The organism is Actinoplanes sp. NPDC026619, from assembly GCF_040638295.1.
In the GTDB taxonomy this organism is placed as follows: domain Bacteria; phylum Actinomycetota; class Actinomycetes; order Mycobacteriales; family Micromonosporaceae; genus Actinoplanes.
Map to the genome: position 1 here is coordinate 25,661 of NZ_JBEZYA010000027.1, position 24,135 is coordinate 49,795.

General features: G+C 67.4%; 21 protein-coding genes. 13 read left to right on the forward strand and 8 right to left on the reverse strand.

Annotated elements, in window-relative coordinates; all coding sequences use genetic code 11:
* Window positions 1-131: 131 nt before the first annotated feature.
* Window positions 132-731 carry an HNH endonuclease family protein gene (locus tag AB0E90_RS40855; protein WP_360417765.1) on the forward strand — a complete coding sequence of 200 codons (600 nt, stop codon included), beginning with the start codon at window positions 132-134 and terminating at the stop codon, window positions 729-731.
* A 7-nt stretch (window positions 732-738) separates the two neighbouring features.
* On the opposite strand, the gene AB0E90_RS40860 is transcribed toward AB0E90_RS40855, so the two are convergent.
* The 3 genes from AB0E90_RS40860 to AB0E90_RS40870 all read right to left on the reverse strand — a co-directional run bounded on the left by AB0E90_RS40860 (window position 739) and on the right by AB0E90_RS40870 (window position 3,170).
* Window positions 739-1,767, reverse strand: a complete 1,029-nt coding sequence (locus AB0E90_RS40860; protein ID WP_360417683.1) for a LysR family transcriptional regulator — start codon at window positions 1,765-1,767, stop codon at window positions 739-741.
* A 259-nt stretch (window positions 1,768-2,026) separates the two neighbouring features.
* Window positions 2,027-2,242, reverse strand: a complete 216-nt coding sequence (locus AB0E90_RS40865) for a DUF397 domain-containing protein (protein ID WP_360417766.1) — start codon at window positions 2,240-2,242, stop codon at window positions 2,027-2,029.
* A 40-nt stretch (window positions 2,243-2,282) separates the two neighbouring features.
* Entirely contained in the window at window positions 2,283-3,170 is an 888-nt protein-coding gene (locus tag AB0E90_RS40870) for a helix-turn-helix transcriptional regulator (RefSeq protein WP_360417684.1), read from the reverse strand.
* Window positions 3,171-3,389: 219 nt separating this feature from the next.
* Between AB0E90_RS40870 and AB0E90_RS40875 the strand changes: the two genes are divergently transcribed.
* Genes AB0E90_RS40875 through AB0E90_RS40885 form a run of 3 tightly spaced genes read left to right on the forward strand, consistent with a single transcriptional unit; the run spans window position 3,390 to window position 6,254 of the window.
* On the forward strand, window positions 3,390-4,028 hold the full coding sequence (locus AB0E90_RS40875; protein WP_360417685.1) for a GPP34 family phosphoprotein: 639 nt from the start codon (window positions 3,390-3,392) through the stop codon (window positions 4,026-4,028).
* Window positions 4,029-4,084: 56 nt separating this feature from the next.
* The gene (locus tag AB0E90_RS40880) at window positions 4,085-5,626 is read left to right on the forward strand and encodes an APC family permease (RefSeq protein ID WP_360417686.1); all 1,542 of its coding nucleotides are present in this window, start codon (window positions 4,085-4,087) and stop codon (window positions 5,624-5,626) included.
* 16 nt (window positions 5,627-5,642) lie between these two features.
* Window positions 5,643-6,254: a GNAT family N-acetyltransferase gene (locus AB0E90_RS40885; protein ID WP_360417687.1), complete on the forward strand. Its 612-nt coding sequence runs from the start codon at window positions 5,643-5,645 to the stop codon at window positions 6,252-6,254.
* A 13-nt stretch (window positions 6,255-6,267) separates the two neighbouring features.
* On the opposite strand, the gene AB0E90_RS40890 is transcribed toward AB0E90_RS40885, so the two are convergent.
* Window positions 6,268-6,819 carry a GNAT family N-acetyltransferase gene (locus tag AB0E90_RS40890; RefSeq protein ID WP_360417688.1) on the reverse strand — a complete coding sequence of 184 codons (552 nt, stop codon included), beginning with the start codon at window positions 6,817-6,819 and terminating at the stop codon, window positions 6,268-6,270.
* A 1,078-nt stretch (window positions 6,820-7,897) separates the two neighbouring features.
* On the opposite strand from AB0E90_RS40890, the gene AB0E90_RS40895 reads away from it, so the two are divergent.
* Window positions 7,898-9,001, forward strand: coding sequence for an alpha/beta fold hydrolase (locus AB0E90_RS40895; protein WP_360417689.1), 1,104 nt, complete (start codon window positions 7,898-7,900; stop codon window positions 8,999-9,001).
* A 181-nt stretch (window positions 9,002-9,182) separates the two neighbouring features.
* Here the strand turns inward: AB0E90_RS40895 and AB0E90_RS40900 are convergent, their stop codons facing one another.
* Complete coding sequence (locus AB0E90_RS40900) at window positions 9,183-10,238, reverse strand: LacI family DNA-binding transcriptional regulator (protein ID WP_360417767.1); 1,056 nt, start codon at window positions 10,236-10,238, stop codon at window positions 9,183-9,185.
* Between the two features lie 97 nt (window positions 10,239-10,335).
* A complete protein-coding gene (locus AB0E90_RS40905) occupies window positions 10,336-12,228 on the reverse strand; it encodes a carbohydrate-binding module family 20 domain-containing protein (RefSeq protein ID WP_360417690.1) in 1,893 nt (630 codons plus the stop codon).
* Between the two features lie 227 nt (window positions 12,229-12,455).
* Here AB0E90_RS40905 and AB0E90_RS40910 point away from each other — a divergent pair, with 227 nt between their 5' ends.
* From AB0E90_RS40910 to AB0E90_RS40920, 3 genes are read left to right on the forward strand one after another with little or no spacing between them, the layout of a single operon-like run.
* On the forward strand, window positions 12,456-13,961 hold the full coding sequence (locus AB0E90_RS40910) for a GGDEF domain-containing protein (RefSeq protein WP_360417691.1): 1,506 nt from the start codon (window positions 12,456-12,458) through the stop codon (window positions 13,959-13,961).
* Between the two features lie 24 nt (window positions 13,962-13,985).
* The gene (locus AB0E90_RS40915) at window positions 13,986-15,344 is read left to right on the forward strand and encodes a glycoside hydrolase family 43 protein (RefSeq protein ID WP_360417692.1); all 1,359 of its coding nucleotides are present in this window, start codon (window positions 13,986-13,988) and stop codon (window positions 15,342-15,344) included.
* Window positions 15,345-15,357: 13 nt separating this feature from the next.
* Entirely contained in the window at window positions 15,358-16,695 is a 1,338-nt protein-coding gene (locus AB0E90_RS40920; protein WP_360417693.1) for an acyltransferase family protein, read from the forward strand.
* A gap of 209 nt (window positions 16,696-16,904) precedes the next feature.
* Here AB0E90_RS40920 and AB0E90_RS40925 read toward each other — a convergent pair whose 3' ends face one another.
* Window positions 16,905-17,684: a DeoR/GlpR family DNA-binding transcription regulator gene (locus AB0E90_RS40925; protein ID WP_360417694.1), complete on the reverse strand. Its 780-nt coding sequence runs from the start codon at window positions 17,682-17,684 to the stop codon at window positions 16,905-16,907.
* Window positions 17,685-17,793: 109 nt separating this feature from the next.
* Here AB0E90_RS40925 and AB0E90_RS40930 point away from each other — a divergent pair, with 109 nt between their 5' ends.
* The 5 genes from AB0E90_RS40930 to AB0E90_RS40950 are packed head-to-tail and all read left to right on the forward strand — an operon-like array spanning window position 17,794 to window position 23,140.
* Window positions 17,794-19,086, forward strand: a complete 1,293-nt coding sequence (locus tag AB0E90_RS40930; RefSeq protein WP_360417695.1) for an alpha-glucosidase/alpha-galactosidase — start codon at window positions 17,794-17,796, stop codon at window positions 19,084-19,086.
* Between the two features lie 60 nt (window positions 19,087-19,146).
* Complete coding sequence (locus AB0E90_RS40935) at window positions 19,147-20,028, forward strand: sugar isomerase (protein WP_360417696.1); 882 nt, start codon at window positions 19,147-19,149, stop codon at window positions 20,026-20,028.
* A gap of 30 nt (window positions 20,029-20,058) precedes the next feature.
* Window positions 20,059-21,378, forward strand: coding sequence for an ABC transporter substrate-binding protein (locus tag AB0E90_RS40940; RefSeq protein WP_360417697.1), 1,320 nt, complete (start codon window positions 20,059-20,061; stop codon window positions 21,376-21,378).
* Window positions 21,378-22,319, forward strand: a complete 942-nt coding sequence (locus tag AB0E90_RS40945; RefSeq protein WP_360417698.1) for a sugar ABC transporter permease — start codon at window positions 21,378-21,380, stop codon at window positions 22,317-22,319. Before AB0E90_RS40940 ends, AB0E90_RS40945 begins: the two co-directional genes overlap by 1 nt.
* Complete coding sequence (locus AB0E90_RS40950; RefSeq protein ID WP_360417699.1) at window positions 22,319-23,140, forward strand: carbohydrate ABC transporter permease; 822 nt, start codon at window positions 22,319-22,321, stop codon at window positions 23,138-23,140. Before AB0E90_RS40945 ends, AB0E90_RS40950 begins: the two co-directional genes overlap by 1 nt.
* Here the strand turns inward: AB0E90_RS40950 and AB0E90_RS40955 are convergent.
* The gene (locus AB0E90_RS40955) at window positions 23,130-24,038 is read right to left on the reverse strand and encodes a sugar kinase (RefSeq protein WP_360417700.1); all 909 of its coding nucleotides are present in this window, start codon (window positions 24,036-24,038) and stop codon (window positions 23,130-23,132) included. The genes AB0E90_RS40950 and AB0E90_RS40955 overlap by 11 nt on opposite strands.
* Window positions 24,039-24,135: the final 97 nt, after the last annotated feature.

Here is a 24,135-nt window from a genome sequence, read left to right on the forward strand (position 1 = left end):
ATAGTTGTTCTTGAATATATGATTTGGTATTAGACGGTGGTCGATCTCTGGGCCGAGACTCCTGGTCAACAGCGACCAACCCGGAGGATCCCCCGTTGAAGACCTTCCTTCGTTCGGCTCTCGCCACCGCGCTGCTGGCCACCCTGCTCCAGTTCGGGTTCGGCAGCAGCCCGGCGTTCGCCACCCCGCCCGGTATCCCGACCGCCTCGGCGGCCAAGACTCAGCTCGCCGGCCTGACCGTGGCCGCCTGGACGCACACCACCACGTACGACCGTGACCTGTTCCCGACCTGGGACACGATCTCCGGCACCTGCAACACCCGGGAGACCGTGCTCAAGCGGGACGGAACCAGTGTCGTGGTCAGCTCGGCCTGCGCCGCCACCTCGGGCAAGTGGTACAGCCCGTACGACGGCGCGACCTGGACGGCCGCGTCGGACGTCGACATCGACCACATGGTCCCACTGAAGAACGCCTGGATCTCCGGCGCCTGGGGCTGGACCACCGCGAAGCGCGAGTCGTTCGCGAACGACCTCACCGACCCGCAGCTGTGGGCGGTCACCGACAACGTGAACCAGTCCAAGAGCGACCAGTCGCCGGACTCCTGGAAGCCGCCACTGAGCAGCTACTACTGCACCTACGCGCGGGCCTGGGTCCGGGTGAAGTACGTCTGGGCGCTGACCGTCACGAGCGCCGAGAAGACGGCGCTGACCAGCATGCTCGGCACCTGCTGAGCAACTGCTAGGCGATCTTCGGGTCGCTCCGGCCGCTGAGGCCGGGGCGACCCGGCCGCGTTCCGGGGAAGAGCGAAACCGACTTCTGCACGCCGAGTTCCGGGTGCATGGCCAGCCAGCGCGCGTAGCGGGGCCGTTTGCGGAGCACCTCGAGGTAGGTCTCCACGGCGTACCCATAGAGCTCGGCCGCCTGCCCGGCCGCCTGGGCCTCCGGGTCCCAGCCGAGCAGATGCCGCCAGCGCAGCGGCACCCCGGCGAGCGGAACCGCGACGGCGCCCTCGAGCGAACGCACCGTGCCCTGGCTGAGAGCGACCGCGTCCCCCGATGCGACCAGGTCGAACGCGCTGCTGACGGCGATCTCGGTCGGCGCCTTGGGGGCAAAGCCCTCGCGGGCGCAGGCGGCCGCGAAACACTCGTAGAAGCATCCGTCGCCGGGCGCGCCGACCCACTGCTCATCGGCCAGCTCGCTGAGCGCGATCTCGTCCCGGCCGGCCAGCGGGTGCCGGTCGTTGATCAGCACCCAGACCGCGTCGACGGAGACGACCTGCCAGTTGAGGCCGGGCGGTAGGAGCGCGGGCGGGTTGGCACACGCACCGACCACGACGTAGTCGAGTCGCCCCTCGACCACCGACTGGGCGATCTCGTTGCCCGACGACGTCGAGCGAATCGAGACCGGGCCGCCGGGATGGGCGTCGTTGAGCCGCCGGACCAGGCCGGCCACGATCGGCCCATTGGTGGCTCCGACCCGGTATCGGGCCGTGCCGCCGGACGTGATGAGCTCGCTGGCCTCGTCGTGAAGGCCGGTCACGGCCGGGATGAGCACCCGCGCGCGAGCCAGCACGAGATCGCCGAGCGGCGTCGGCAGGACGCCACGGCGGTCGCGGGTGAACAGAGCTCCGCCAAGGATCCGCTCAATGCGCTGAAGCTGGGTGGTCAGGGCCGGTTGGGCGAGACCGAGCGCCGCAGCGGCCTTGGTCACACTGCCCGCTTCGGCGATGGCAAGCACCATTCGAAGATGGCGCAGCTCCAGCTCCACATGGAGAAACCTAGTTTCGCGAGAGCGTCTCCGAAAGCTCTCTCGCGTTAATTTCGGCCATCTGAGTCTGTCAATTTGAACACAGTGAACCTGCCAAGTCGCCGTGACCTCGGCAAATGGGCTCCACAAATACGTCAAGTATCGGCGCTGCAACGCCCCGTGAGGGGCGCTGCAGCATCCCCGCTAGGTCCGCCCCGAAGAGAAGTTGACTTTGCGTAAGCACTTCCCATCGGTGCGTGCCTATCGGTAGGCTCTCGGGTCAGGAAACGATGTCGAACTCGCCATCCTTGGCCGAGCCCACGAAGGCGATCCACTCGTCCTGCGTGAACATGAGAGCCGGGCCGGACCGGTCCTTGCTGTCTCGGACGGCAACGCCTGTGTCGAGGAAGGCAACCTCGACACAGTTGTTACCGCCATTGCCGTTGCTGCGACTGCCCTTTTTCCAGACAGCAGCGTTGAGATGGTGCGCGAGCAACCTCAAGCACCCCCTTAGGATATGTGGTTGTCTCGGAGCCCTAAGCGACCAGCAGGCTCTCGATCATCTTGATTGTCTGGCGATGGTCGAGCGCCTTCGCGCTCAATCGCTCGAACTCTTTTCGGTAACGGGCAACCTCGGCCGGTTGCTCTTCGTAAGAGTCTCCCGCAAGACCTTCAAGATAGACAACATCCAGATGGGTGGTTTCCGCTCTGGATATCCCATGGTTCATCTGCGCGTCTACGCCGTGGAACTCCAATAGCGCCACCGGTCCACCGAGGAACGCGTGTTCTCCAGAACCGAACGGCAGGATCTGCAAGATTACATTCGGTAATTGAGCCATTTCGATTAGATGACGTAGCTGTTCCGCCATCACTTCGGAACCGCCGATCACGCGGCGCACGACCGATTCGTCGACCAGCGCGGTGAGTTCCAGCGGGCGGCGCTCGGTCAGCCGGCCCTGCCGGGTCATCCGCAACGCCACCCGGCGGTCGATCTCGTGCGGCGGGTCGAACGAGCGCCCGGTGCGCATCAGCGCCCGGATGTAGGCCTCGGTCTGCAGCAGGCCGGGCACGATGCTCGGCTCCCAGGTCAGCATCGAGGAGGCGCCCGCCTCCAAGCCGACGAAGTTGCCCGGCCGGATGACATCGCGGTAGTCGCTCCACCAGGTGCGCTCGCGGGACATGCGGGCAAGCTCGATCAGCGCCTCGCGGTAGGCCTCGTCCCGGACGTGATAGAGATCGAGCAGATCGCGCACGTCGCGTGCGGTCACCGCGACGCGCGCGGTCTCGATCCGCGTGACCTTGGCAGCATGCCACTCGAAATGACGCGAGACATTCTCCTGCGTCAATCCGGCCGCTTCGCGACACCGTTTCAACTCTGCGCCCAGTCGCCGCCGTCGCAGCGTGGGACCTTCGTCAACGGACACCTGGACTCCCCTTGGCCTTCAGGTTTCCTCAGGTAACCGATCCTATGACCGGCCGACCCATGATCCAACGTGGACTCGAGCCCTGAACAAGAAGTCTAGTACTTCTTGTATTGACCTTGATGTTGGGTACATGATGCGGCAGACATCGAGTATTGACTTCCTGTACTCACAGTGATCCCTCAAAGCTTGGGTCTACACGGGTCTAAGGGGCGTGGCAGCGTGTTGGCTGACCAGTACTTCTTGATCGCACATCAAGACCGGACAGGCCGGTCCCGACTCCACCCGCGCGCGACGGGCCTGGGGCTCGCCGCAGCGCTGCTGGGCGAGCTGATCCTCGAAGGACGGATAGGGATCGCCGAAGGCGACCTCATCATCCTCGATCGACACCCCCCGGCCGACGCGTTGGCGCACGACATTCTCGACCTGCTCATCGCCCAGCCGCAACACCGTGATGTCCGCACCTGGCTCGCGTTCCTCTCGCAGGACGCCGAAGTCCGGGTCGGCGAGCGGCTCGTTCGCCTGGGAGCGGTCGATCTGATCACCCGCCGGCGCATGCTCTCCACCGAAACCGTCTATCTACCGAACAGCGCCGAACAGCGCAACGCGGCCGCCTGGGCACCCGCCCGTCTGGCCAACCTGCTGGTCCGGGGCATCGAACTGAGCCTGACCGACCGGGTGCTCGTCGGACTCGTGGCCGCGACCGGGCTGACCCGGCACGTGCTCTACGACTTCGAGATGCACCGGCAGGCCTTCCACTCGCTGCCGAACGCGGTCAACGCGCTCTCCGGCGACCTACGCGACCTTATCGAATTCACCGAGGCCTCCGTCGGCTCGGTCCTGACCGTCGGTCGGCGGTGAGCGCCATCGGGCGGCACCACCTCCGGCGCAACAACTCAGATCAATGGGCCGGGAGGATGTTAATGCTGCAGAAGGAACCCGCCGAGCCGGACATCGTGGCGCGGGCGCTGGCCAAGAACCGGCTCGGCGTCCCGTCCGTGGTGTTCTTCGGAGTGGCGGGAGCTGCGCCGCTGACTGTGATCATCGGAGCGATCTCGGCCATCTACGCGATCATCGGTAGCACCGCGGTGCCGATCGCGTACGTGGCGGTAGCCGGGATTCTCTCCCTGTTCACGGTCGGATTCGTCGCGATGAGCCGGCACATCGTCAACTCCGGCGCCTTCTACTCCTACATCAGCCACGGGCTCGGCCGGGTGATCGGTGTCGGCGCCGCGTTCGTGGCCCTCCCGGCGTACTCGTTGATGCAGATCGGCCTGTTCGGTCTCTTCGGCTCGGCCGCCTCCGGCATCCTCGCCGAGTTCGGCCTGGTCACCCCGTGGTACGTGTGCGCGATCGCCGCCTGGCTTGTGGTCGCGGTGCTCGGCCTGCTGTGGGTCGACCTGAGCGGCAAGGTGCTGGCCGTCCTGCTGGTCGCCGAGATCACGATCGTCGTGCTCTACGACGTCGTGATGGTGGCGCACCCGGCCGGCGGGCACGTCGACTTCTCCCCCTTCAATCCGGAGCCACTGTTCACTCCGGTCGTCGGCACCCTGCTGGTGCTGGCCGTCGCCGGCTTCGTCGGCTTCGAGGCCACGGTCGTCCTCTCCGAGGAGACCAAGGACCCGAAGAAGACGATCGGCCGGGCCACCCACTGGGCGGTGCTGCTGGCCGGCGCGCTGTGTGCGGTCTCGGCCTGGGCGATGTCCGTCACCACGGGCCCGGCCAACATCGCCGCCACCGCCTCCCAGCATCAGACCGACCTGGTCTTCTTCCTGGTCAGCAAGCATCTGCCGGTGGCGCTGGTCGACATGGGCTACCTGCTGTTCCTGACCAGCGTGCTGGCCGCGCTGCTCGCGTTCCACGCGGCGGTGTCCCGTTATCAGTTCGCGCTCGGCCGTGAGGGCGTGCTGCCGGCCGTGTGGGGTCGCACCCACCCGCGCACCGGCGCGCCGCTGGCCGGCTCGATCACCCAGAGCGTGCTGGCCATCGTGGTGCTGAGCGCCTATGCGATAGCCGGCGCCGAGCCCCTCGTCTACGTGTTCGCGTGGCTCACCACGATCGGCGGCCTCGGCGTGCTGATCCTGATGTGGGCGACGTCGGCCGCGGTGATCGGCTTCTTCGCTCGCGGGCGGAGGTCGGAGAACGTGTGGCGCGCCTACCTCGCGCCGTTCATGTCCTTCCTGCTCCTGTCCGTCGTGCTGACCGCCACGGTGATCGGCTTCGGCGAACTGCTTCAGGTCGACGGCGATTCACCGTTCCAGTGGCTGATCCCGGTGCTCTATCTAGGTGTGGCCGCACTCGGCTTCATCTGGGCCGCGATCATGCGGGCCGCCCGTCCAGAGGTCTATGCCCAGATCGGCCGCGGTGCCGACGGCCGGACGAGCATCCTCTCCGACATCCAGTGGCCCACCAAGCAGCTGCACGGCGACCCGGTCGGCGCTCGTGGTTACCCCTATTAGTAAGGAGAAGCGCGCAATGACACACGCCGTCCATGATCTGGTGATCCGCAGTGTCGCACTCGTCGACGCCGGCGAGCTCACCGATCTTGTCGCCGCCGCCATGCACGACGGGCCGGTCGCCCGATGGCTGCAACCCGACGACGGCGTGCGCCACGCGGCCAGCCCCGAGTACTTCACGATCTTCGTGGAGCACACCCTGCGGTGGGGCGAGGTCTACGCGACCAAGGACGGCACCGGCCGGTTGACCGGTGCCGCCCTGTGGTTCCCGCTCACGGCCGCGCTGCCGTCGCCGATCGACTACGAGCGCCGGCTCAAGGAGATCGCCGGCGAGGCGCACGATCGAATGTGTCTGCTGGACGCGACGCTGGAGGCGGAACACCCCACCACGCCGCACCACTATCTTGCTTTCCTCGCCGTCCGCCCCGATCAGCAGAATCAGGGGCTGGGCAGCACGCTTCTCCGCCGGCATCACCGCCGGCTCGACGCGGCCGGGCTGCCCGCCTATCTCGAGGCGAACGACCCACGCAACCGCGAGCTGTACCTGCGACACGGATACCAGGTCCGGTCCGTGATCGACCTACCCGACGGGCCGCCGCTCTGGACGATGTGGAGGCCGCCGATGGACTGAGGCCGACAGACGCTTATGCGGCGGTCGGGAATTCGTAGAGCCAGAAGGACTGCTGGTCGATCCGGCTGAACCGCATGTTGTCCGTGACCCGGCTGATCATGAGCCGGAAGATACGGGACATGTGGCGGACATCGTCGTTGTAGCTGCAGATGTCCAGGCCGACCAGACCGTTCTGGGTGGCTGCCACGAGGTACATCTGCTCCACCAGCTGCGCGAACGCCTCGCGCCCCTGGTGCTCCGGACCAACGGCGACGAAGCCGATGTACCAGATCTTCCGCGACGCGTAGTGTTCGGGCCAGTGCCGTTCGAAGTACTGAGGTGCGATCAGTGGGACCGCATCGAGATCGTTGGTGTACGTGGCGACACCGCACAGTTGGCCCTCGTCGGTGAGAGCCAGATACTTGCTGACGCGACTGTCGAGCATGACCTCGTCGAACTCCGACGGGAACATCATGTGCCGCTGTACCGCGAGCGTGTTCAGCTCGTCGAACGCGTCTTGGTACAGGCGCCACGCAGCGCTGTGCAGATCTTCATCCACGATCTGGTCGACGACTTTGATAAGCATGTTCTGCTCCCCCGCGGGACACGGCCCGCTTGCTCGCACTCATACCGATCAATGATCTAGTGCCCAACAGAGTACGAACAGTGACGCCGCAAACACAATCCGTGTTCGACGATTTTGGTGTGCCAATCGTCGGAAGCAGGCTCCACTGTGCTCTGAACCGTGCAAGTTGCGGGGCGGCGACCAATTGTTGCCACGCCCTCCATTGCCTCCCGACGACGATTTCGGGCCACCTCACAGAGATCAATCAGTGGTGATCAATTGACCCAGGGATCTTCCGGCAAAGATCTTGAAAGCAACCGTCGCCGGCCGCCTCGATAGCGGCCGGCGATGCTATTTACCTGGGACTTTCTCTTGCCCGGCTCAGCGCCGGAGGCACCGTCGACGGGCGCCCATCGGCCCGTACGGTAGCTGCGCGGCCGGCGCGACGAGGCCCCGCCGTCCTAACCCGACGATCATCCGGATCCGCACCCCCACCACCTGCACAAAGGTGCGTTCGTCGGCGGCCACGCAGCTTTTCGCGGAGCGCGAAAGCACGCCAATCACCCCGTTTCGGCACCGAAGATGCGTGCGTGCACTCAACGTCACTTCGAGCGCGGTCACCGGCGGTCGATCAAAATGCATCCTTGGCGACGCTCCGGCCGCTACGCACCGTGCGGAGGGAAGGTCCGGGCAGCTAGCGGGGGATGTGCGGGTCCTCGGCCGGCCCACCGGGCCACTTATCCGAATCGGTCGTACTCGGCAGTCACGAGACGACAGAATGAGGACACTGGGTGGCCGTTCGCGACGGCCGTTCAACGATCTTCGCGGGGATGCCGAGCAGCGGCCCGGCCTGCGAAAGTGCGGGCTCACGACGTACCCCTCAAGTGTTTTGATCTTGAATTTGAGGTGGCCCGAATAACTCGGAATGGTTTGGGTGATCCGGGGGCAATCGTTTCGGTTTTCGGTCGGCTTCCCGATCAGTACTCGGAGACCAGTACCAGAAGGACTACGCATCTGCGTACTTCAACCGGCGTCGGTAATCCCCATACGCTTTGGCCCGGCTCTGATCATCAGCCCTACTCACGGGAATGGAAGACGCGTGAAAACAAGTCCGCGCTTACTACTGGTCGCATTGTTGGCCGTTTGTGGCAGCGTCGCCGCACCGGCCGGAGCGGCCTCCGCCGCCTCCCTGCCCGGGATGGTGCTCACCTCGGCGACGGCCACCCTGCCGCCCGAGCTGACGCCACTGGCGACCGGCAAGCGCATCCAGTACCTCACCACCGACGCCAACGGCACGCTCATCCCCGCCACCGGCCTGATCCTCACCCCCAAAACCGGCAAGAAGAACAAAACGGTCGCCTGGGCGCACGGCACTACCGGCCTGGCCGACCAGTGCGCCCCGTCGACCAACCAGAACGTGTTCTGGCCGGAGGCCCGCACCGCGGTCGCCGCGCTGCTCAGCCGCGGCTGGACGGTGGCCGCACCGGACTACCCCGGCCTCGGCACCCCCCAGTCCCACCCCTACCTGGTCGGTGCGGGCGTGGCCCGCTCGATCATCGACAGCGTCAAGGCCGCCCGCAACCAGGACTCGGCCCTCTCCACCCAGTACGCGATCGACGGCCACTCGCAGGGCGGCCAGGGCGCGCTGTTCGCCAGCCAGCTGGCCCCGTCTTACGACGGCAACCTGGTGCTGAAGGGCACCGCCACGATCGCCCCGGTGTCCAACGTCGACGCACTGGCGCCCCTGATCCCCGGCACCCCCGGCCAGGGCTACCTGGTGATGGGCCTCTACGGCCTGTCCGCGGTCGACCCCACCTTCAACCCGAACACGGTGCTGGCCACCCAGGCAAAGACGAAGACTTCGGTCCTCACCACGGGTTGCCTGATGGAGATCCTCGCCTCCTACCAGAACCTGACCGCCACCCAACTCCTGACCGGCGGCGCCCTGCCGGCCGCGGTGGTGGCCAAACTCGCCCACTACGACAACCCCGCCCAGACCGCGCCGAGCGCCCCCATCCTGGTGGTCCAGGGCAGCGACGACGAGGCAGTGCCACAGTTCATCACCCACGACCTGCTGCTGCCAGAACTGCAGGCCTACACCCAGCCAGTGACCTACACCGAACTGGCCGGCGCCACCCACGACTCAGCGGTAATCCTCTCCGCCGACGCGGTAGCCACCTGGATCGCCGCCCGCTTCACCTGACCCACCAAGGACCGCACTCAAGGAGGGGGAGGACGGCACCCAACCGCCATCGGGTGCCGTCCCCACCGCTTGTCCTACCCGATTCTGATCATGCGGAATCCCAGCTCATCCCCAGACGCACGCCAGCCAGAGATTGATCTCCGCAGCGCGTGGCCGGGGTCTGGGGCAGCGCCCCAGGGTCCTAAGCGGCCGGGATCTGGGCCTGCTTGGTGATCCGCCGGGCCGGCGCGGCGGCGGTGGAGCCGCGAACCACCAACTCAGCCGGAAAGACGTATTCGGAGCGCGGAGCCGCATGACCATGAATCTCATCCACCAGGGCCCGGACCGCGGCGTTGCCCATCGCGGCAACCGGCTGGCGAAGCGTGGTAAGCGGCGGATCGGTGAACGCGATCAACGGCGAATCATCAAAGCCCACCACCGAGATGTCCCGAGGAACCTGCAAGCCACGCCGATGCGCGGCCCGGATCGCACCCAGAGCCATCAGATCGGAACCACAGACCACAGCGGTCACGTCGCGGTCGAGCAACTGGCCGGCGGCCACCTCGCCCCCCTCGACGCCGAAGAGCGTCAACGCCACCAACTCGTCAGGGGCGCGATGGTTATAGGAAGGAACGTGCCGACGCATAGCGCTGTGGTACCCGTCGAGCTTCCGCTGGACGGCACGGAAGCGTTCCGGCCCGGAGACGAAACCGATGCGCTCGTGTCCGAGGGCCGCAAGGTGCGACACCGCCGACTCGGCCGCCTGCTTGTCGTCGCAGGAGATGAACGGGGCGGAGATCCCGTCGGCGTAACCGTTGACGAACACGATCGGCAGCGGGCGGTCGATCAGGCGCTGGTAGCGGTCGTGGTCGGCGGTCGTGTCGGCGTGCAGGCCGGCCACGAAGACGATGCCGCTCACCTGCCGGTCCAGGAGCATCTCGAGGTATTCGTCCTCGGTGACGCCGCCCGGGGTCTGGGTGCAGAGCACGGGGGTGAAGCCGGTCTGGGCCAGGGCCGACTCGACGATCTGGGCGAACGCCGGGAAGATCGGGTTTTCCAGCTCGGGGACGATCAGGCCGACCAGGCCGGCGCTGCGCTTGTGGAGGCGTTCGGGGCGTTCGTAGCCTAGGACGTCGAGGGCGGTAAGGACGGCCTGGCGGGTGTCGGCCGAGACGCCGGGACGGTCGTTGAGGACGCGCGAAACCGTCGCCTCGCTGACGCCCGCCTGTCGGGCGATATCCGAGAGACGTGCACGCATGCGGTCACAATAACCCTTCATTAATTTTGATGCGCTCGCCGCACTGCAGGCCACGCCGGTCGTGGGCGACTGCGCCACGACCGGCGGGCAGATCCGGCTACTTCCAGGTGTCGTTGGCGATGTACGTCGCCGCCGCACCGGTGTTCAATGTCCGGTTGCTCCCGGACTCCCAGGTGACGTTGCCGGAGGCGTCCTTCTTGATGTACTTGTACTCGATCGCGGTGCCCGAGGGCAGGTTCAGCGTGACCGACCAGGTCGGGTAACCGGCCGAGGAGAGCGCGACCGCGCTGCCGGTGTTCCAGTTGCCTAGGGCCGCGGCGTTGCCGACCACGAAGACGTTCGTGCCCCAGGTGGTGGTGGCGTACTCGTTGAAGGTCGTCGCGACCGAGGCGGGGCTGGTCGTCGGGGCGGTGGTCGGCGACGTGGTGGGCGTGGAGGTCGTCGGCGCGGTGGTGGGTGAGGTGGTGGAGCCGCCGCCGGACTTGGCGTTGACGTGGATGGCGACCGAGCTGCCGGCCGGGATCGTCACCGACGCCGTACCCCCGGAAACCGTGACCGAGGTGCCGGCGCAGCCGGTGCTCGTGGCGCCACCGGTGATCACGTCGCAGTAGGTGCCGTTGGCGAGGCCGGTGGTGTAGGTGGCGGTGGAGGCGCTGCTGGAGTTGTTCAGGCCGATCCAGCCGAGCGAGCCGCGGTGGAAGCCGATCACGTTGCTGTTGGTGCTGGTGAAGTCGGAGGCGGTGGTGACCGAGGCGGTGGCGTTGTGCCAGCCGACCATGCCCTTGACGCCGGTCGACTGGGTGATGCACTGCCAGGCGCCGTTGGTGCAGTTGGTGTCGGTGACGAAACCGCTCGAGTCGGCCGGCGGGGACTGACCGGTGTTCGAGGTCGGGAACGTGAAGCCGTCGTAGACGAACGGCTGACCGTACGGGTAGGCCAGCAGGAAGTAGTTGGCGAGCGTGTACTTGGTGCCGTCCATGTACCGCAGCGTGGTGGCGTCCCGCTCGAGGTCATGGTTGGTGACCATCGCGGCGGTCTGGTCGCTGGTCGCGTCGAGGCTCCACGACGGGAGGGTCGACAGGTTGCTCAGCGTGCCGTTGTTGAACTGGGTCTTGAGGCCCATCGCGTAGGAGAAGCCGAGCACGTCACCGTTGGAGGTGAAGGCGGACGGCAGGAGCTCGCTGTTGGTCGCGCCGGTGAAGATCTCCTGAGCGACGTACGGCGCCTTGTTCTCCGCGGTGGTCTTGTTGAGCAGCGCGAGGATGGCCGCGAAGTCCGCCTTGGCGACGTGCTTGGCCGCGTCCACCCGGAAGCCGTCGACGCCGAGCCCGATCAGGTCGTTCAGGTAGGCGGCGATCTTCGTGCGGACCGTGCTGCTCTGCGTCTTGAGGTCGGACAGCGAGAGCAGCATGCAGTTCTGGACCTCGGACGTGTTGTTCCAGTCGTCGATCACGGCGTCGTCATCGCTGCAGTAGCCGTCGTTCGCGTGGTGGAAGTCGTCGTACGAATACGGCACCGCCGGGTAGGTGTAGCCGGTGGGGCTGAAGGTGCTGCCGCCGTACGTCGTGGTCAGTGTGTTGTTCGAGCCGGCGGTGTGGTTGATGACCGCGTCGGCGTAGACCCGGACGCCGGCCGCGTGGCACGTGCTGACCATGGTCGAGAACTGTGCGCGGGTGCCGAACCGGCTGGTCAGGTTGTACGACACCGGCTGGTAGATCTCCCACCACGGGTGGGCGCCGTTGTCGCTGGTGGCGAGGCTGATCGATTCGGCCGGCGGGGCGACCTGGACGGCGCCGTAACCGGCCGGGCCGAGCTGGTCGGTGCACGCCTTGGCGATGGAGTTCCAGTTCCAACTCCACAGGTTGGCGGTCACATCGCTGTTGTTGAGGGAGACGGCCGCGCTGGCAGTGACGGTCTGGACGGTGAATGCGACCAGTCCGCTCGCCGCGAGAACGGCGCCGGCGGCAATCACGCGCAGGCTTCGTTTCATGGGGGATTCCTCAGGGGTGCCGGGGGACGAAGGAAGTTACGACGAGAATGCTCGAAGGTTTCAAATACGTCAATGAGTTTCTGAAAGATCTTGCAGAACCTGTGTGGCGGCTGTGACTAATGCCAGTTCAGAGCTTTGGATGGCCTTGCAAAGATCCGAATTAACAACTCCTCCTCAAGCCGAGCGCTCAACGGTCGATCAGGACGGCTGTGAAGGGTGCGGAGCGGTTGCGGAGCTGGATTCGCGATCCGTTGCTCAGCGGCGCCATCCTGTGGACCGGGCTGGCGGCGGTGCTCTTCTATTTCTTCGCCTCGAACACCGACCAGCAGGTGCGCGTCTTCTGGACGTTCCAGCTCCCGCTGGACTCGCTGCTGGTCATCTCGTCCTGGCAGGTCTCGCGCATCGCGACCGGGGCGGTCCGGCGGTTCTGGCGGATCCTGGCCGGGGTCGGGTCGATGTTCCTGTTCGGCGACACCTTCCAGACGGTCCTGACCTTCGTCGACCCGCCGGGCACCTGGTCGACCACCGGCGGCCTGGTGCAGTCCACCTGCTTCGCGCTCGGGCTCGTGGTGATCGTGTCCGCGATGCTGGCGCACCCACATCCGGGACGAACCGGGCGGACCCGGCTGGCGTACTGGCTCGACTCGGCCTCGGTGCTGGTCGCCGGCGCGGTGGTGGCCTGGTGTTTCGCCGCCCAGCCGGGGCAGGGCGACTTCTCCGGCCTGGCCGCGACCCTGGCGGCGGCGGGCGCCGCCATCACCGGCTGCTTCGCCGCGGTCAAGATGATCCTCAGCGGGAACGCGCCGATGCGGAAGGCCTCGGCGATCACCATGATGTGCGCGGCCGTGTTCACCGCGCTCGGCTTCTTCGTCGCCCCCGACTCGGGCGGCGCGCTGGCCGCCTCCATCTACCTGATCCGCCTGATGCCGTCGCTGCTGATCGCGCTCGGCCCGCGCATCCAACTGGTGATCGCCAAGGTCGACCCGGCGCCGTTCACCGAGCGGCGCCGCAAGCCCTACAGCCTGCTGCCGTACGGCGCGATCGCGATCGCGTTCAGCGCCCTCATCGTGGTGCTGCCGCAGGGCGTCGACTTCCGGCTGTGGGGCGTGGTCGTCGGGCTCGGGGTGATCTGCACGCTGGTCGCCGCGCGCCAGCTGGTCGCCTTCCACGACAACACCGACCTGATCAAGAAGCTCCGCGAGCACGAGACCCGGCTGCGCCACCAGGCGCTGACCGACGGGCTGACCGGGCTGGCCAACCGCACGCACTTCCACGAGCAGGTCGAGGCGGCGCTGGACACCGACATCGCGCGAACCTCGGTGCTGCTCATCGACCTGGACGGGTTCAAGCAGGTGAACGACACGTTCGGACACGCGGCCGGCGACCAGTTGCTGATCTCGGTGGCGGACAAGATGCGGGCCGCGGTGCGCGACGGCGATCTGCCGGCGCGGTTCGGCGGCGACGAGTTCGGCATCCTGCTGCACGACTGCCAGGGGCCGGAGGCGGAGCAGACCGCCCAGCGGCTGCTCGCCGCGCTGGCCGAGCCGGTCGCCGTCGACGGGGCGATGATCGTCGCCAACGCCAGCATCGGGGCGGCCGGCGCGGAGCCGGGCGACGGGGTCTCGGCAGTGATCCGGCGGGCGGACGTGGCGATGTATGCGGCCAAGTCGGCGGGTAAGGGAACCTGGAAGCGGTACGACACGGGGATGGAGAGCATCGGCTCTTTCCATTGAAAGTGGTGATTGTTAACGTTCACCATGTCCTCTACACGGAAACTCGCCGGCGCGGTCCTCGCCGTCGTTCTCGCCGTGGTCTTCGGCTCGGCCTCCCCCGCCGCCGCAGCCACCTACGCCGGTTACGCCATGGCGTACTTCACCGAATCCCCCAACATGTCCGCCGCCAACTACGGCCTGCATATCGCGGTCAGCAGTGACGGCCTCAACTGGACCCCGATCAACCAGAACAACCCGGTCGCCACCCCCACGGCCGGGGCGCTCGGTCTGCGTGATCCCTTCATCCTGCGCAAACAGGACGGCACGTTCGAGGTGATCGCCACCGACCTCAAGGGCACCGACTGGACCTACAACAGCCAGTACATCCACGTCTGGGACTCGACCGACCTGCGCACCTTCACCAACTACCGCCGGCTGAAGGTCAACTCGCTGGCCACCCACTCGTGGGCGCCCGAGGCGTTCTGGGACGCTTCGCGCAGCCAGTACGGCGTGATCTACTCATCGGTCGTCGGCGGCCACAACGTGATCATGGTGAGCTACACGTCCGACTTCAAGACGGCCACCGAGGGCCAGGTGTTCTTCGACAACGGCACCGACGTCATCGACGGCAACCTGGTCAGCCAGGGCGGCGTGAACTACTTCTACTATCGCGGCACCGGCGGCCTGTTCGGCGCCAAGTCGTCGACGCTCAACCCGGGCAGCTTCACCACCTACACCAGCGTGATCAACCCGGGCCGCGGCGTCGAGGCGCCGCAGCTGGTGCCGGCGCTGTCCGGCAACGGGTACACGCTGTGGGGTGACACCTACAGCCCGAACGGGCGGTTCTTCGCCTGGTCGACCAGCGCGCTGTCCACCGGCAGCTGGACCCTGCTCAACGACCGCAGCTACACCCAGCCGCTGAACTCCAAGCACCTGGGCGTCACGCCGCTTACCGCGACCGAGCTCAGCAATCTGCTCGCCACCGGCACGCCGAGCTGGAACCGGATCAAGTCGTACAACTACCCCGGCCGCTACATCCGGCACTACAGCAACGTCGGGCGGATCGACGAGTATCCGTTCGACCAGTGGCAGGACCAGCAGTGGAAGATCGTGCCCGGCCTGGCCGACAGCACCGGGGTGTCGTTCCAGTCGGTGAACTATCCGACCATGTACTTGCGGCACTACAGCTACGCGATCCAGCTCGCGGCCAGCGACGGGACCGCCGCCTTCAAGGCCGACGCGACGTTCACCAAGGTGGCCGGCCTGGCCGACAGCTCCTGGACGTCGTTCCGCTCGTACAACTACCCGGATCGATACCTGCGGCACTCCAACTACGTGCTGCGGATCGACCCGATCAGCACCGCCAGCGAGAAGCAGGACGCAACCTTCAAAGTGGGTTACTGAGTATCCTTCGCGGATGCCCGCCGCAGCGCACCAACGAATGGCCTGGCTGGATGCGCTGCGCGCGGTCGCGGCTCTGCTCGTTGTCTACGCGCACTTCACGCACTACCAGCTGACCGAGGTGCGGGCGGCGACCTCCAACTGGATCAACTCCGGGGTCGCCGGGGTGATGCTCTTCTTCCTGGTGAGCGGCTACATCATCCCGGCGTCCCTGGAGCGGCACGGCGATCTGCGCCGGTTCTGGGTGTCGCGCCTCGCCCGGCTCTATCCGCTCTATCTGGCGGTCGGCGTCGCCGTGGTGATCGTGCTGCCGGTCGCGCCCTACCTGGTGAAGCACCCGGTCGCCGGCACCGTCGCGCACCTCACCATGCTCCCCCAGTTCACCGGCTACGACCTGGTGACGCCGGTGATGTGGACGCTGACCTTCGAGATGGCGTTCTACCTGCTCGTGGCGTCGCTGTTCGTGCTGCGGCTGCACCGGGCCAGCGCGCCGATCGCGGCCGCCTTCGGAGTGGCCGCGGTGCTCACGGTGCCGCTGACCCCGCGCCAACTGGTCACCCCGCTGCTGCCGGTGGCGATCGCCGTCGTGCTGATCGCCGGGCTGGCCGGGCTGCTGAGCCGCCGGCGGGCCGTGGCCGTGGCCGGCGCGGTCACCCTGATCGCCCTGGTCCTGACGTTGATGATCACCAACCAGCACCCGTCACACGCTTTCGACGGGCTGCTGATCCCGGCCGTCATGTTCACCGGCACGGCCATCTACCGCGCCGAGAAGGGCCAGATCCCGAAGCGCCACGCGGCCGCGGCGGCTACCGTCGTCGGGGCCGCGTGCCTGGTCAACTGGTTCGCCGAGCTGAGGTCGCTGAACGCGCTGACCCCGCAGTACATGACCCGCTCGGTGATCACCCTGCTGATCATCGGCGGCTCGTTCGCGATCGGTTTCGCCTGCCGGCACCGCCGCGTCCCGCGGTCCCTGGCCTGGATCGGCCTGGTCAGTTACTCGCTCTACCTGATCCACGTCCCGGTGATCGACCTGACCGGCCAGTGGTTCCAGGACCACATCCACGGCCCGGCGGAGATCCTCGCGACGGCCGGCTTCCTGGCCGGCCTGCTCGGCCTCTCCTGGCTGACCCACCGCTACATCGAGCTGCCGGGGCAGCGGCTGGCCAAGAGGTACCACCCGGCCCCGCCGGGCGGCGCGGTCCCGGCCCAGCGCCGGCCCGAGGTGCTAGCCGAGCGTGACGACGGTGCCGGTGCGCCGGGCGGGCTCCGCCGCCCAGACCACGTGATGACCGGCCAGGCTGGTGGCGGCGTCCGAACGGATCAGCGACGCGTCTCCGGCGGCGACGGCGGCTAGGAACGCGTCGACCAAGGCGTCGTCGCCGTCGCTGTGATCGGCCGACGAATCGCTGGACACCGTGAAGATCGACTCGGCGCCGGTCCGGAAATCGACGTACCGGATCGAGGCGCCGTCGACGATCTGCCCGATTTTTTCGATCAAGAGCTTCAACCGATTTGTGTACGCCGTACAGCGCAGCACGTGGCAAACCGCGAGCATGACCCTCGTTACGAGGTGCCGGCGACGACCACCTCGGTGCCGACTCGGCGGATCGCCTCCACCCCGGCCGGGTCGGCGCTCGCGTCGGTGACCAGCATGGCCACGTCGGTTACCGGGCAGATGCCGGCCAGGCAGATCTTGCCCACTTTGGAGCCGTCGGCAACCACGATCACCCGGTCGGCGCGGCGGATCATCGTGGCGTTCGTGTTCGCCTCGATCTCGTCGTGGGTGGTCAGGCCGCCACGGGCGCTGATGCCGTCGACCCCGACCACCGCCACCGCCATGTTCAGCCCCTTGAGCGCCTGATCGGCGATCGGCCCGACCAACTCGTAGGACTGGGTGCGGGACACCCCGCCCGTCATGATCAGTTTCAGTCTCGGGCGCAGGGCGAGCTCGGCCGCGATGTTCAGCGCGTTGGTCACCACGGTGAGGTCGACCCGCTCGGCGAGCAGACGAGCCAGCAGATGCGTGGTCGTGCCGCCGGTCATGCCGAGCGTGAGCGGGCCCTTCGGCAGCAGCGCGGCGACGGTCTTGGCGACCAGCGCCTTCTCCTCGCGGTGCTGGCCGGTGCGGTAGCGGACCGGCAACTCGTACGCGACGTCGACCGCGACGGCGCCGCCGTGGGTGCGTGACAGCAGCCGTTGGTCCTCGAGGACCTGCAGGTCGCGGCGGATGGTGGCGGGCGAGACCGCAAACTCGTCGGCGAGGTGGCCGGCGTCGACCGAGCCGCTGCTGGCGACCCGCTCGAGGATGGCCGACACCCGGTCGGCCCGGCGGAGCGAACTCATGGATCCCTCAAAGTCATCAATGATCAAACGAGCAGTCAACATAGTCCGTTTCCAAGCGATACATCAACTGCTATTGCGCGTTCTTGGCGCGTACGCCAAGAATCCGCCCATGACTGTGATCGCCTTCCTGGGCGCCGGCAGCGTGGTCTTCACCCGCGAGCTGCTGGCCGACATCCTGTCCTTCGCCGAGCTGCGGGACGTGACCCTGGCCCTGCACGACATCGACGCCGAGCGGCTGGCGACGGCCGAGGCAATCGCCCGGCAGACCGCTGACCAGCTCGGTTGCCACCCGATGATCAAGGCGACGCTGGATCGGCGGCGAGCCCTGGAGGATGCCGACTTCGTGATCAACTCGATCCAGGTCGGCATGCACGCGGCGACCGTGCGCGACTTCGAGATCCCGGCGAAGTACGGCCTGCGGCAGACGATCGCCGACACACTCGGGGTCGGCGGCATCTTCCGAGCACTCCGGACATTTCCGGTCTTGGAAGGGATAGCAAAAGACATCGCGGAGATCTGCCCGGATGCCTGGCTGCTCAATTACACGAACCCGATGGCGATGAACATCGCCTACCTCGCCGCGAAAGCCCCGGAGGTCAAGGCGGTCGGCCTCTGCCACTCGGTGTTCTGGACGGTGCACGACCTGGCGGAACTGCTGCACGTGCCGCTCGACGAGATCGACTACACCGGCGCCGGCGTCAACCATCAGGCCTGGCTGCTGCGCTTCGAGCACCGCGGCGAGTCGCTCTACCCGAAGCTCGACGAGCTCCTCCAGCGAAGCCCGGACCTCCAAAGACGAGTGCGGATGGACATGTACAAGCGGCTCGGCTACTTCCCCACCGAGACCAGCGAGCACTCGTCGGAATACGTGCCGTGGTACCTGCACCACGACCAGGAGATCGAGCGGCTGCGCATCCCGGTCGGCGACTACCTGCAGATCAGCGCGGACAACGTGGCCGAGTACCACGCGACGCGCGAAGCGCTGCAGAAAGGCGAGAAGCTCGACCTGACCAGGGACGCCACCGAGTACGCCCCGCAGGTCATCCACAGCATGGTCACCGGGACGATGCGCCGGATCCACGGCAACGTCGCCAACCGCGGCCTGATCAGCAACCTGCCGGAGGGCTACGCGGTCGAGGTGCCGTGCGTGGTCGACCGCCTCGGCGTACGGCCGGAGCGGGTGGGTGATCTTCCGGCCCAGTGCGCCGCCGTGAACCGGAGCTTCGTCAACGTCGGCCAGCTGACCGTGCAGGCCGCGCTCACCGGCGACAAGCGGATGGTCCGGCAGGCCGCGATGGTCGACCCGAACACCGCGGCGACGCTCACTGTGGACCAGATCTGGGAGCTGTGCGATGAGCTGACCGCGGCCCACCGCGAATTCCTGCCCGAAGCGCTCATCTGAGAATGTTCGTTTGATGCGCAGATCTTGTGAAGCGAAAGCAAACGAGCATAATCCTCGGACATGAATGACACCGCGGCCGAGATCGCCAGCCAGCCCGACGTCTGGCAGCAAAGCCTGGCCCTGACCGACCAGGCCCGCGACGAGCTGATCGCCCCCGGCGAGCGCATGCTCCTGCTCGGCTGCGGCACGTCCTGGTTCGTCGCGCAGGCCATCGCCGAGCTGCGCGAGCGAGCGGGCTTCGGGGAGACCGACGCGGTCTGCGCGTCGGAATTCCTCCCTCGCCGGCACTACGACCGGATCGTGGCGGTGTGCCGCTCCGGCACCTCGACCGAGGTGCTCGAGGCGATGCGGATGATCCCGGCGTCGACCCGCACGGTCGCGATCACCGCGGTCCGCGGCGAGCCGATCGACGACCTCACCGACAGCCGGCTGGTGCTCGACTTCGCCGACGAGCGCAGCGTGGTGCAGACCCGGTTCCCGACCACCACGCTGGCGCTGGCCCGGCACGCGTTCGGCGAGGACATCGAGCCGATCATCGCGGACGGGAGAAAGGCGCTCGAGGCAGCACTGCCGGCCGACCCGGCGCACATCGAGCACCTGGTGTTCCTCGGCACCGGCTGGACCGTCGGGCTGGCTCACGAGGCCGCGCTCAAGGTCCGCGAGTCGGCTCAGGCCTACTCGGAGTCCTACCCCGCCAAGGATTTCCGGCACGGCCCGGTCGCGGTGGCCGGCCGCAACTCGCTGGTCTGGTCGTTCGGCGAGACGGACCGGGAGCTGGACGACGTGGCCCAGGCGGCGGGCGCCACGACGTACCGAAGCAAGCAAGATCCTCTCGCTCAGCTGATTCTCGCCCAGCGTTTCGCGCTGGCGATGGCCGCGCACCGCGGTCTTGACCCTGACCGCCCCCGACTGCTCACCCGATCCGTCGTCCTCACCCCCTGATGCCCTAGACGAACATCGAGGTGCTCGAAAATGACCAACCTTCGGCGCGGCCGGTCGTTCCGGCTGCTGGCAGGCGGCCTCGGCGCCGCGATGACCCTCTCCGCCTGCATGGGCGGAACGACCGACTCCGGCAAGGACGCCGCCGCCGGCTACGACCCGAAGGCCGCGGTCACGATCACCTGGTGGACGGGGCAACCCGAGGAGCAGGAGAAGGTCGCCGAACAGCTCGCGGCGGACTATCACACCGCGCACCCGAACGTCACGATCAAGGTGTCGCCGGGGGCGCCGACCACCGACGACCTGCTCACCAAGCTGTCCGCCGGGTTCACCAGCAACAGCTACCCGGACATGTCCTACGCGTACGGGAACTGGGCCGGTGACCTGGGCGCGAGTGGCAAGGCGCAGGACCTCACCTCGTACGTCAATGATCCGGCCTTTGAATGGAATGACTTTCCGGCCGCCGCCCGTGAGGTGGCCACGTCGGGTGGCAAGGTGATCGGGATCCCGGCGCTGGTCGACAACCTGGCGCTGATCTACAACAAGAAGCTGTTCGACGCGGCCGGGGTGGCCTATCCGACCGATCAGTGGTCCTGGGACGACTTCCGGGCCGCGGCCAAGAAGCTGACCGACAAATCGACGAATACGTACGGTACGGCGTACTCGGTCTCCGGCAGCGAGGACACCACCTGGCACCTGTGGCCGATGCTGTGGCAGCACGGCGGCAAGATCCTCGACGGCGACAAGCCGGCCTTCAACTCCGACGCCGGGGTGGCCGCGCTCGAGACGCTGCGGCAGATGGCGGTCGACGACAAGTCGATGTACCTGGACCAGACCGACGAGAAGTACGCGCCGCTGTTCAACAGCGGACACGTCGGCATGATGCTCTCCGGCCCCTGGTCGCTGCTCGAGATCAAAGAGGCCAAGCTGTCGTACGGCGTGACCGACCTGCCCGGCTACAACGGCGATCACCAGACCGTCTCCGGTCCCGACCTGTGGGTGCTGTTCGATCACGGCGACGTGAACCGGGCCGGCGCGACCCGCGACTTCGCCAAGTGGCTGACCAGCGCCGCCGTCGATCCGAAGTGGAACCTCGCGGTCGGCAACCTGCCGTTGCGCACGTCGGAGAAGGACTCGCCGGAGTACGCCGCCTACGTCAAGGACTACCCGGGCGGCGACAAGTTCTTCGCCAACCTGGCCAACGCCAAGCAGGCCCGGCCGACCGCGCCCGGCTACGAGGTGCTGTCCCGCAACGTCGGCGACGCGATCGCCAAGGTGCTGCAGGGCCAGTCCCAGCCGAAGGCGGCCCTGGACGAGGCGGCCAAGAAGTCCGTCGACGCGATCACGAACTGATGGCCCTCACGTTCGCGGCCACGCCGCGCACCCATGTTCCGACGCCTGCGGCGCGCGGCCCTCGCGGCCGCGCTCTGCGGCGGAACCTCACCGGCTGGGCCTTCGCCGGGCCGGCCACCCTGATCGTCATCGGCCTGTCGATCTTCCCGGCGGTCTGGGCGTTCTTCATCTCCCGGGCCAAGTGGAACGGCATCGCCCCGGCCACCCAGGTCGGCTGGCGCAACTACCGGCTGCTGGTGCAGGACCCGGACATGATCGCGGCGACCAAGCACACGCTGCTGCTGACCGCGCTGTTCGTGCCGGGTTCGATCGTGCTCGGCATCCTCATCGCGATCGCGCTGAACCAGAAGATCCGGCTGATCGGTTTCTACCGCACCTGCATCTTCGTGCCCTACGTGGCGTCGGCGGCGGCCACCGGCATCCTGGCCGGCTTCGTCTTCAACCCGCAGTTCGGCGTGGCCAACGACGTGCTGCGCCACCTCGGGATCCCGCAGCAGCAGTTCCTGGAGAACCCGCACCAGGCGATCTACATCATCTGCCTGATCGCGCTCTGGGGTGAGGTCGGCTTCACCACCGTCATCTACCTGGCCGCGCTCCAGGACATCCCACGGGACCTGGTCGAGGCGGCCACGATGGACGGCGCCGGGAAGTGGCGGGTGTTCCGGCACGTGACGCTGCCGGAGTTGCGGCCGGTCACGGTGTTCGCGGCGATCTGGCAGACGATCACCGCGATGCAGCTCTTCGACCTGATCTACACGACCACCCGCGGCGGGCCGCTGAACAGCACCCAGACGATCGTCTATTACATCTACGAGCTGGCCTTTCAAACCCAGCGGCTGGGGTACGGCGCGGCCGCCGCGTACCTCCTGTTCCTCACGACCTTGCTGCTCAGCCTGGTGGTCATCTGGTATTCACGGCGCCGCGGGTCGGAGGTTTTCTGATGCGCTGGAAGCTTCCCTTCTCGCCGTGGCACCTCCTGCTGATGCCGCTTGCGCTGATCTTCGTGCTGCCGCTCGTGCAGATGCTGCTCACCTCGTTCATGACCAGCGCCGAGATCAACCAGTTCCCGCCCAAGCTGATCCCGACCAGCCTGCACCTCGAGGGCTACCGCCATCTGTTCAGCGAGACGCCGGCGCTGCGCTGGTTCGCCAACACGGTGATCGTCTCCGGCATCGCGGTCGTCTCCCACCTGGCGCTGTGCTCGATGGCCGGCTACGGCTTCGCCCGGCTCAAGTTCGCCGGCCGCGGTCTCGCGTTCGTGCTGATCCTGGCGACCGTGATGATCCCGATCCAGCTCCTGATGATCCCGACCTACCTGATGTTCGCCCGGCTCGGCATCGTCGACACCCTGGCCGCCGCGTACGTGCCGTGGCTCGCCTCGGCCTTCGGCATCTTCCTGATGCGGCAGTTCTTCCTCGGGCTGCCGGCCGAGCTCGAGGAGGCGGCGCTGATCGACGGCTGCGGGCGGTGGCGCACGTTCCGCAGCATCGTGCTGCCGCTGGCCAAGCCGGCACTCACCACGCTGGCCATCATCACCCTGCTGTGGAGCTGGAACGACCTGCTGTGGCCGCTGGTCGCGATCTCCGACGACCACACGTTCACGCTTCAGGTCGGGCTGGCGAACTTCCAGGGCATGCGGCGCACCGAATGGTCGCAGCTGATGGCCGGCAACGTGCTGGCCACCATGCCGCTGATCCTGGCGTTCCTGTTCGCGCAGCGGAAGTTCATCGCGACGATGACCTTCACCGGCATCAAGGGTTGAGGATGTCCGCCCGGGTCGCCTGGGCGGCCGTTCCACCGGCTGCCCGGGTGCTCAGCGAACCGGCGACGGCGGCCCAGCCGATCGCGGTTTCCATGTTCTCGCCGGCCAGCCTCGCGGTGAGGAACCCGGCGTTGAAGCTGTCGCCGGCCCCGGTCGTGTCGACCACGTCGACGCTGCGGCCGGGGGCGTCGCAGCTGCCGCCCGGCCACCAGGCCCTGGCCCCGGCGGCGCCGTTCTTCATGACCACCGTCGTGCCGCTGGCGACCAGCTTCGACGCCGCCTCGTCGGTGTCGTCGAGGCCGGCGATCGCGCGCAGCTCGTTGGCGTTCGGCAGGAACACGTCGGTGTGCTCGAGGATCGCCGCGATCGACTCCCACCGCTCGGCCGGGTCCCAGTTGGTGTCGAGCGAGGTGGTCGTGTTCTTCCGGTGGGCGCGCTCGAACACCCCGGCGAGGCCGGCGGCCAGGCCCGGCTGCAGGTACAACGAGGCCACGTGCACGTGCCGGGCCAGCGTGAGCAGGTCGTCGGTCACATCGGCCGGCCGCAGCGCGGCGATCGTGCCGGGCAGGGTCAGCATCCCGCGATCGTCCGGTTCGGACAGCACCACGGTCAGGCCGGTCGGCGCGCCCCGGCCGTCGGCGGCCAGCAGCGTCACACCGAGCGCCGACAGCTGTGCCCGGACCAGCCCGCCGAACACGTCGTCGCCGACCGCGGCCAGCAGCGCGGTGCGCAGCCCGAGCCGGGCACAGCCGGCCGCGGTGATCGCCGCCGAACCGCCGAGCACCAGGTCAGCGGCCGTGAGCAACTGCTCGGCCTGGCCGAATCGGGGCCGCACGTCGCCGCGCAGCAACAGATCGGGGTTGGCGTCGCCCACTACCAGAACGTCGAACTCGACCATGCCGGCCTCCACTGCCCGTCCACCTGAACCCGCAGCACGCTACCCAGCCGATCGCTGGTTACTACAGGCACGTTCGGTCAATATTTCGCCCGAGACG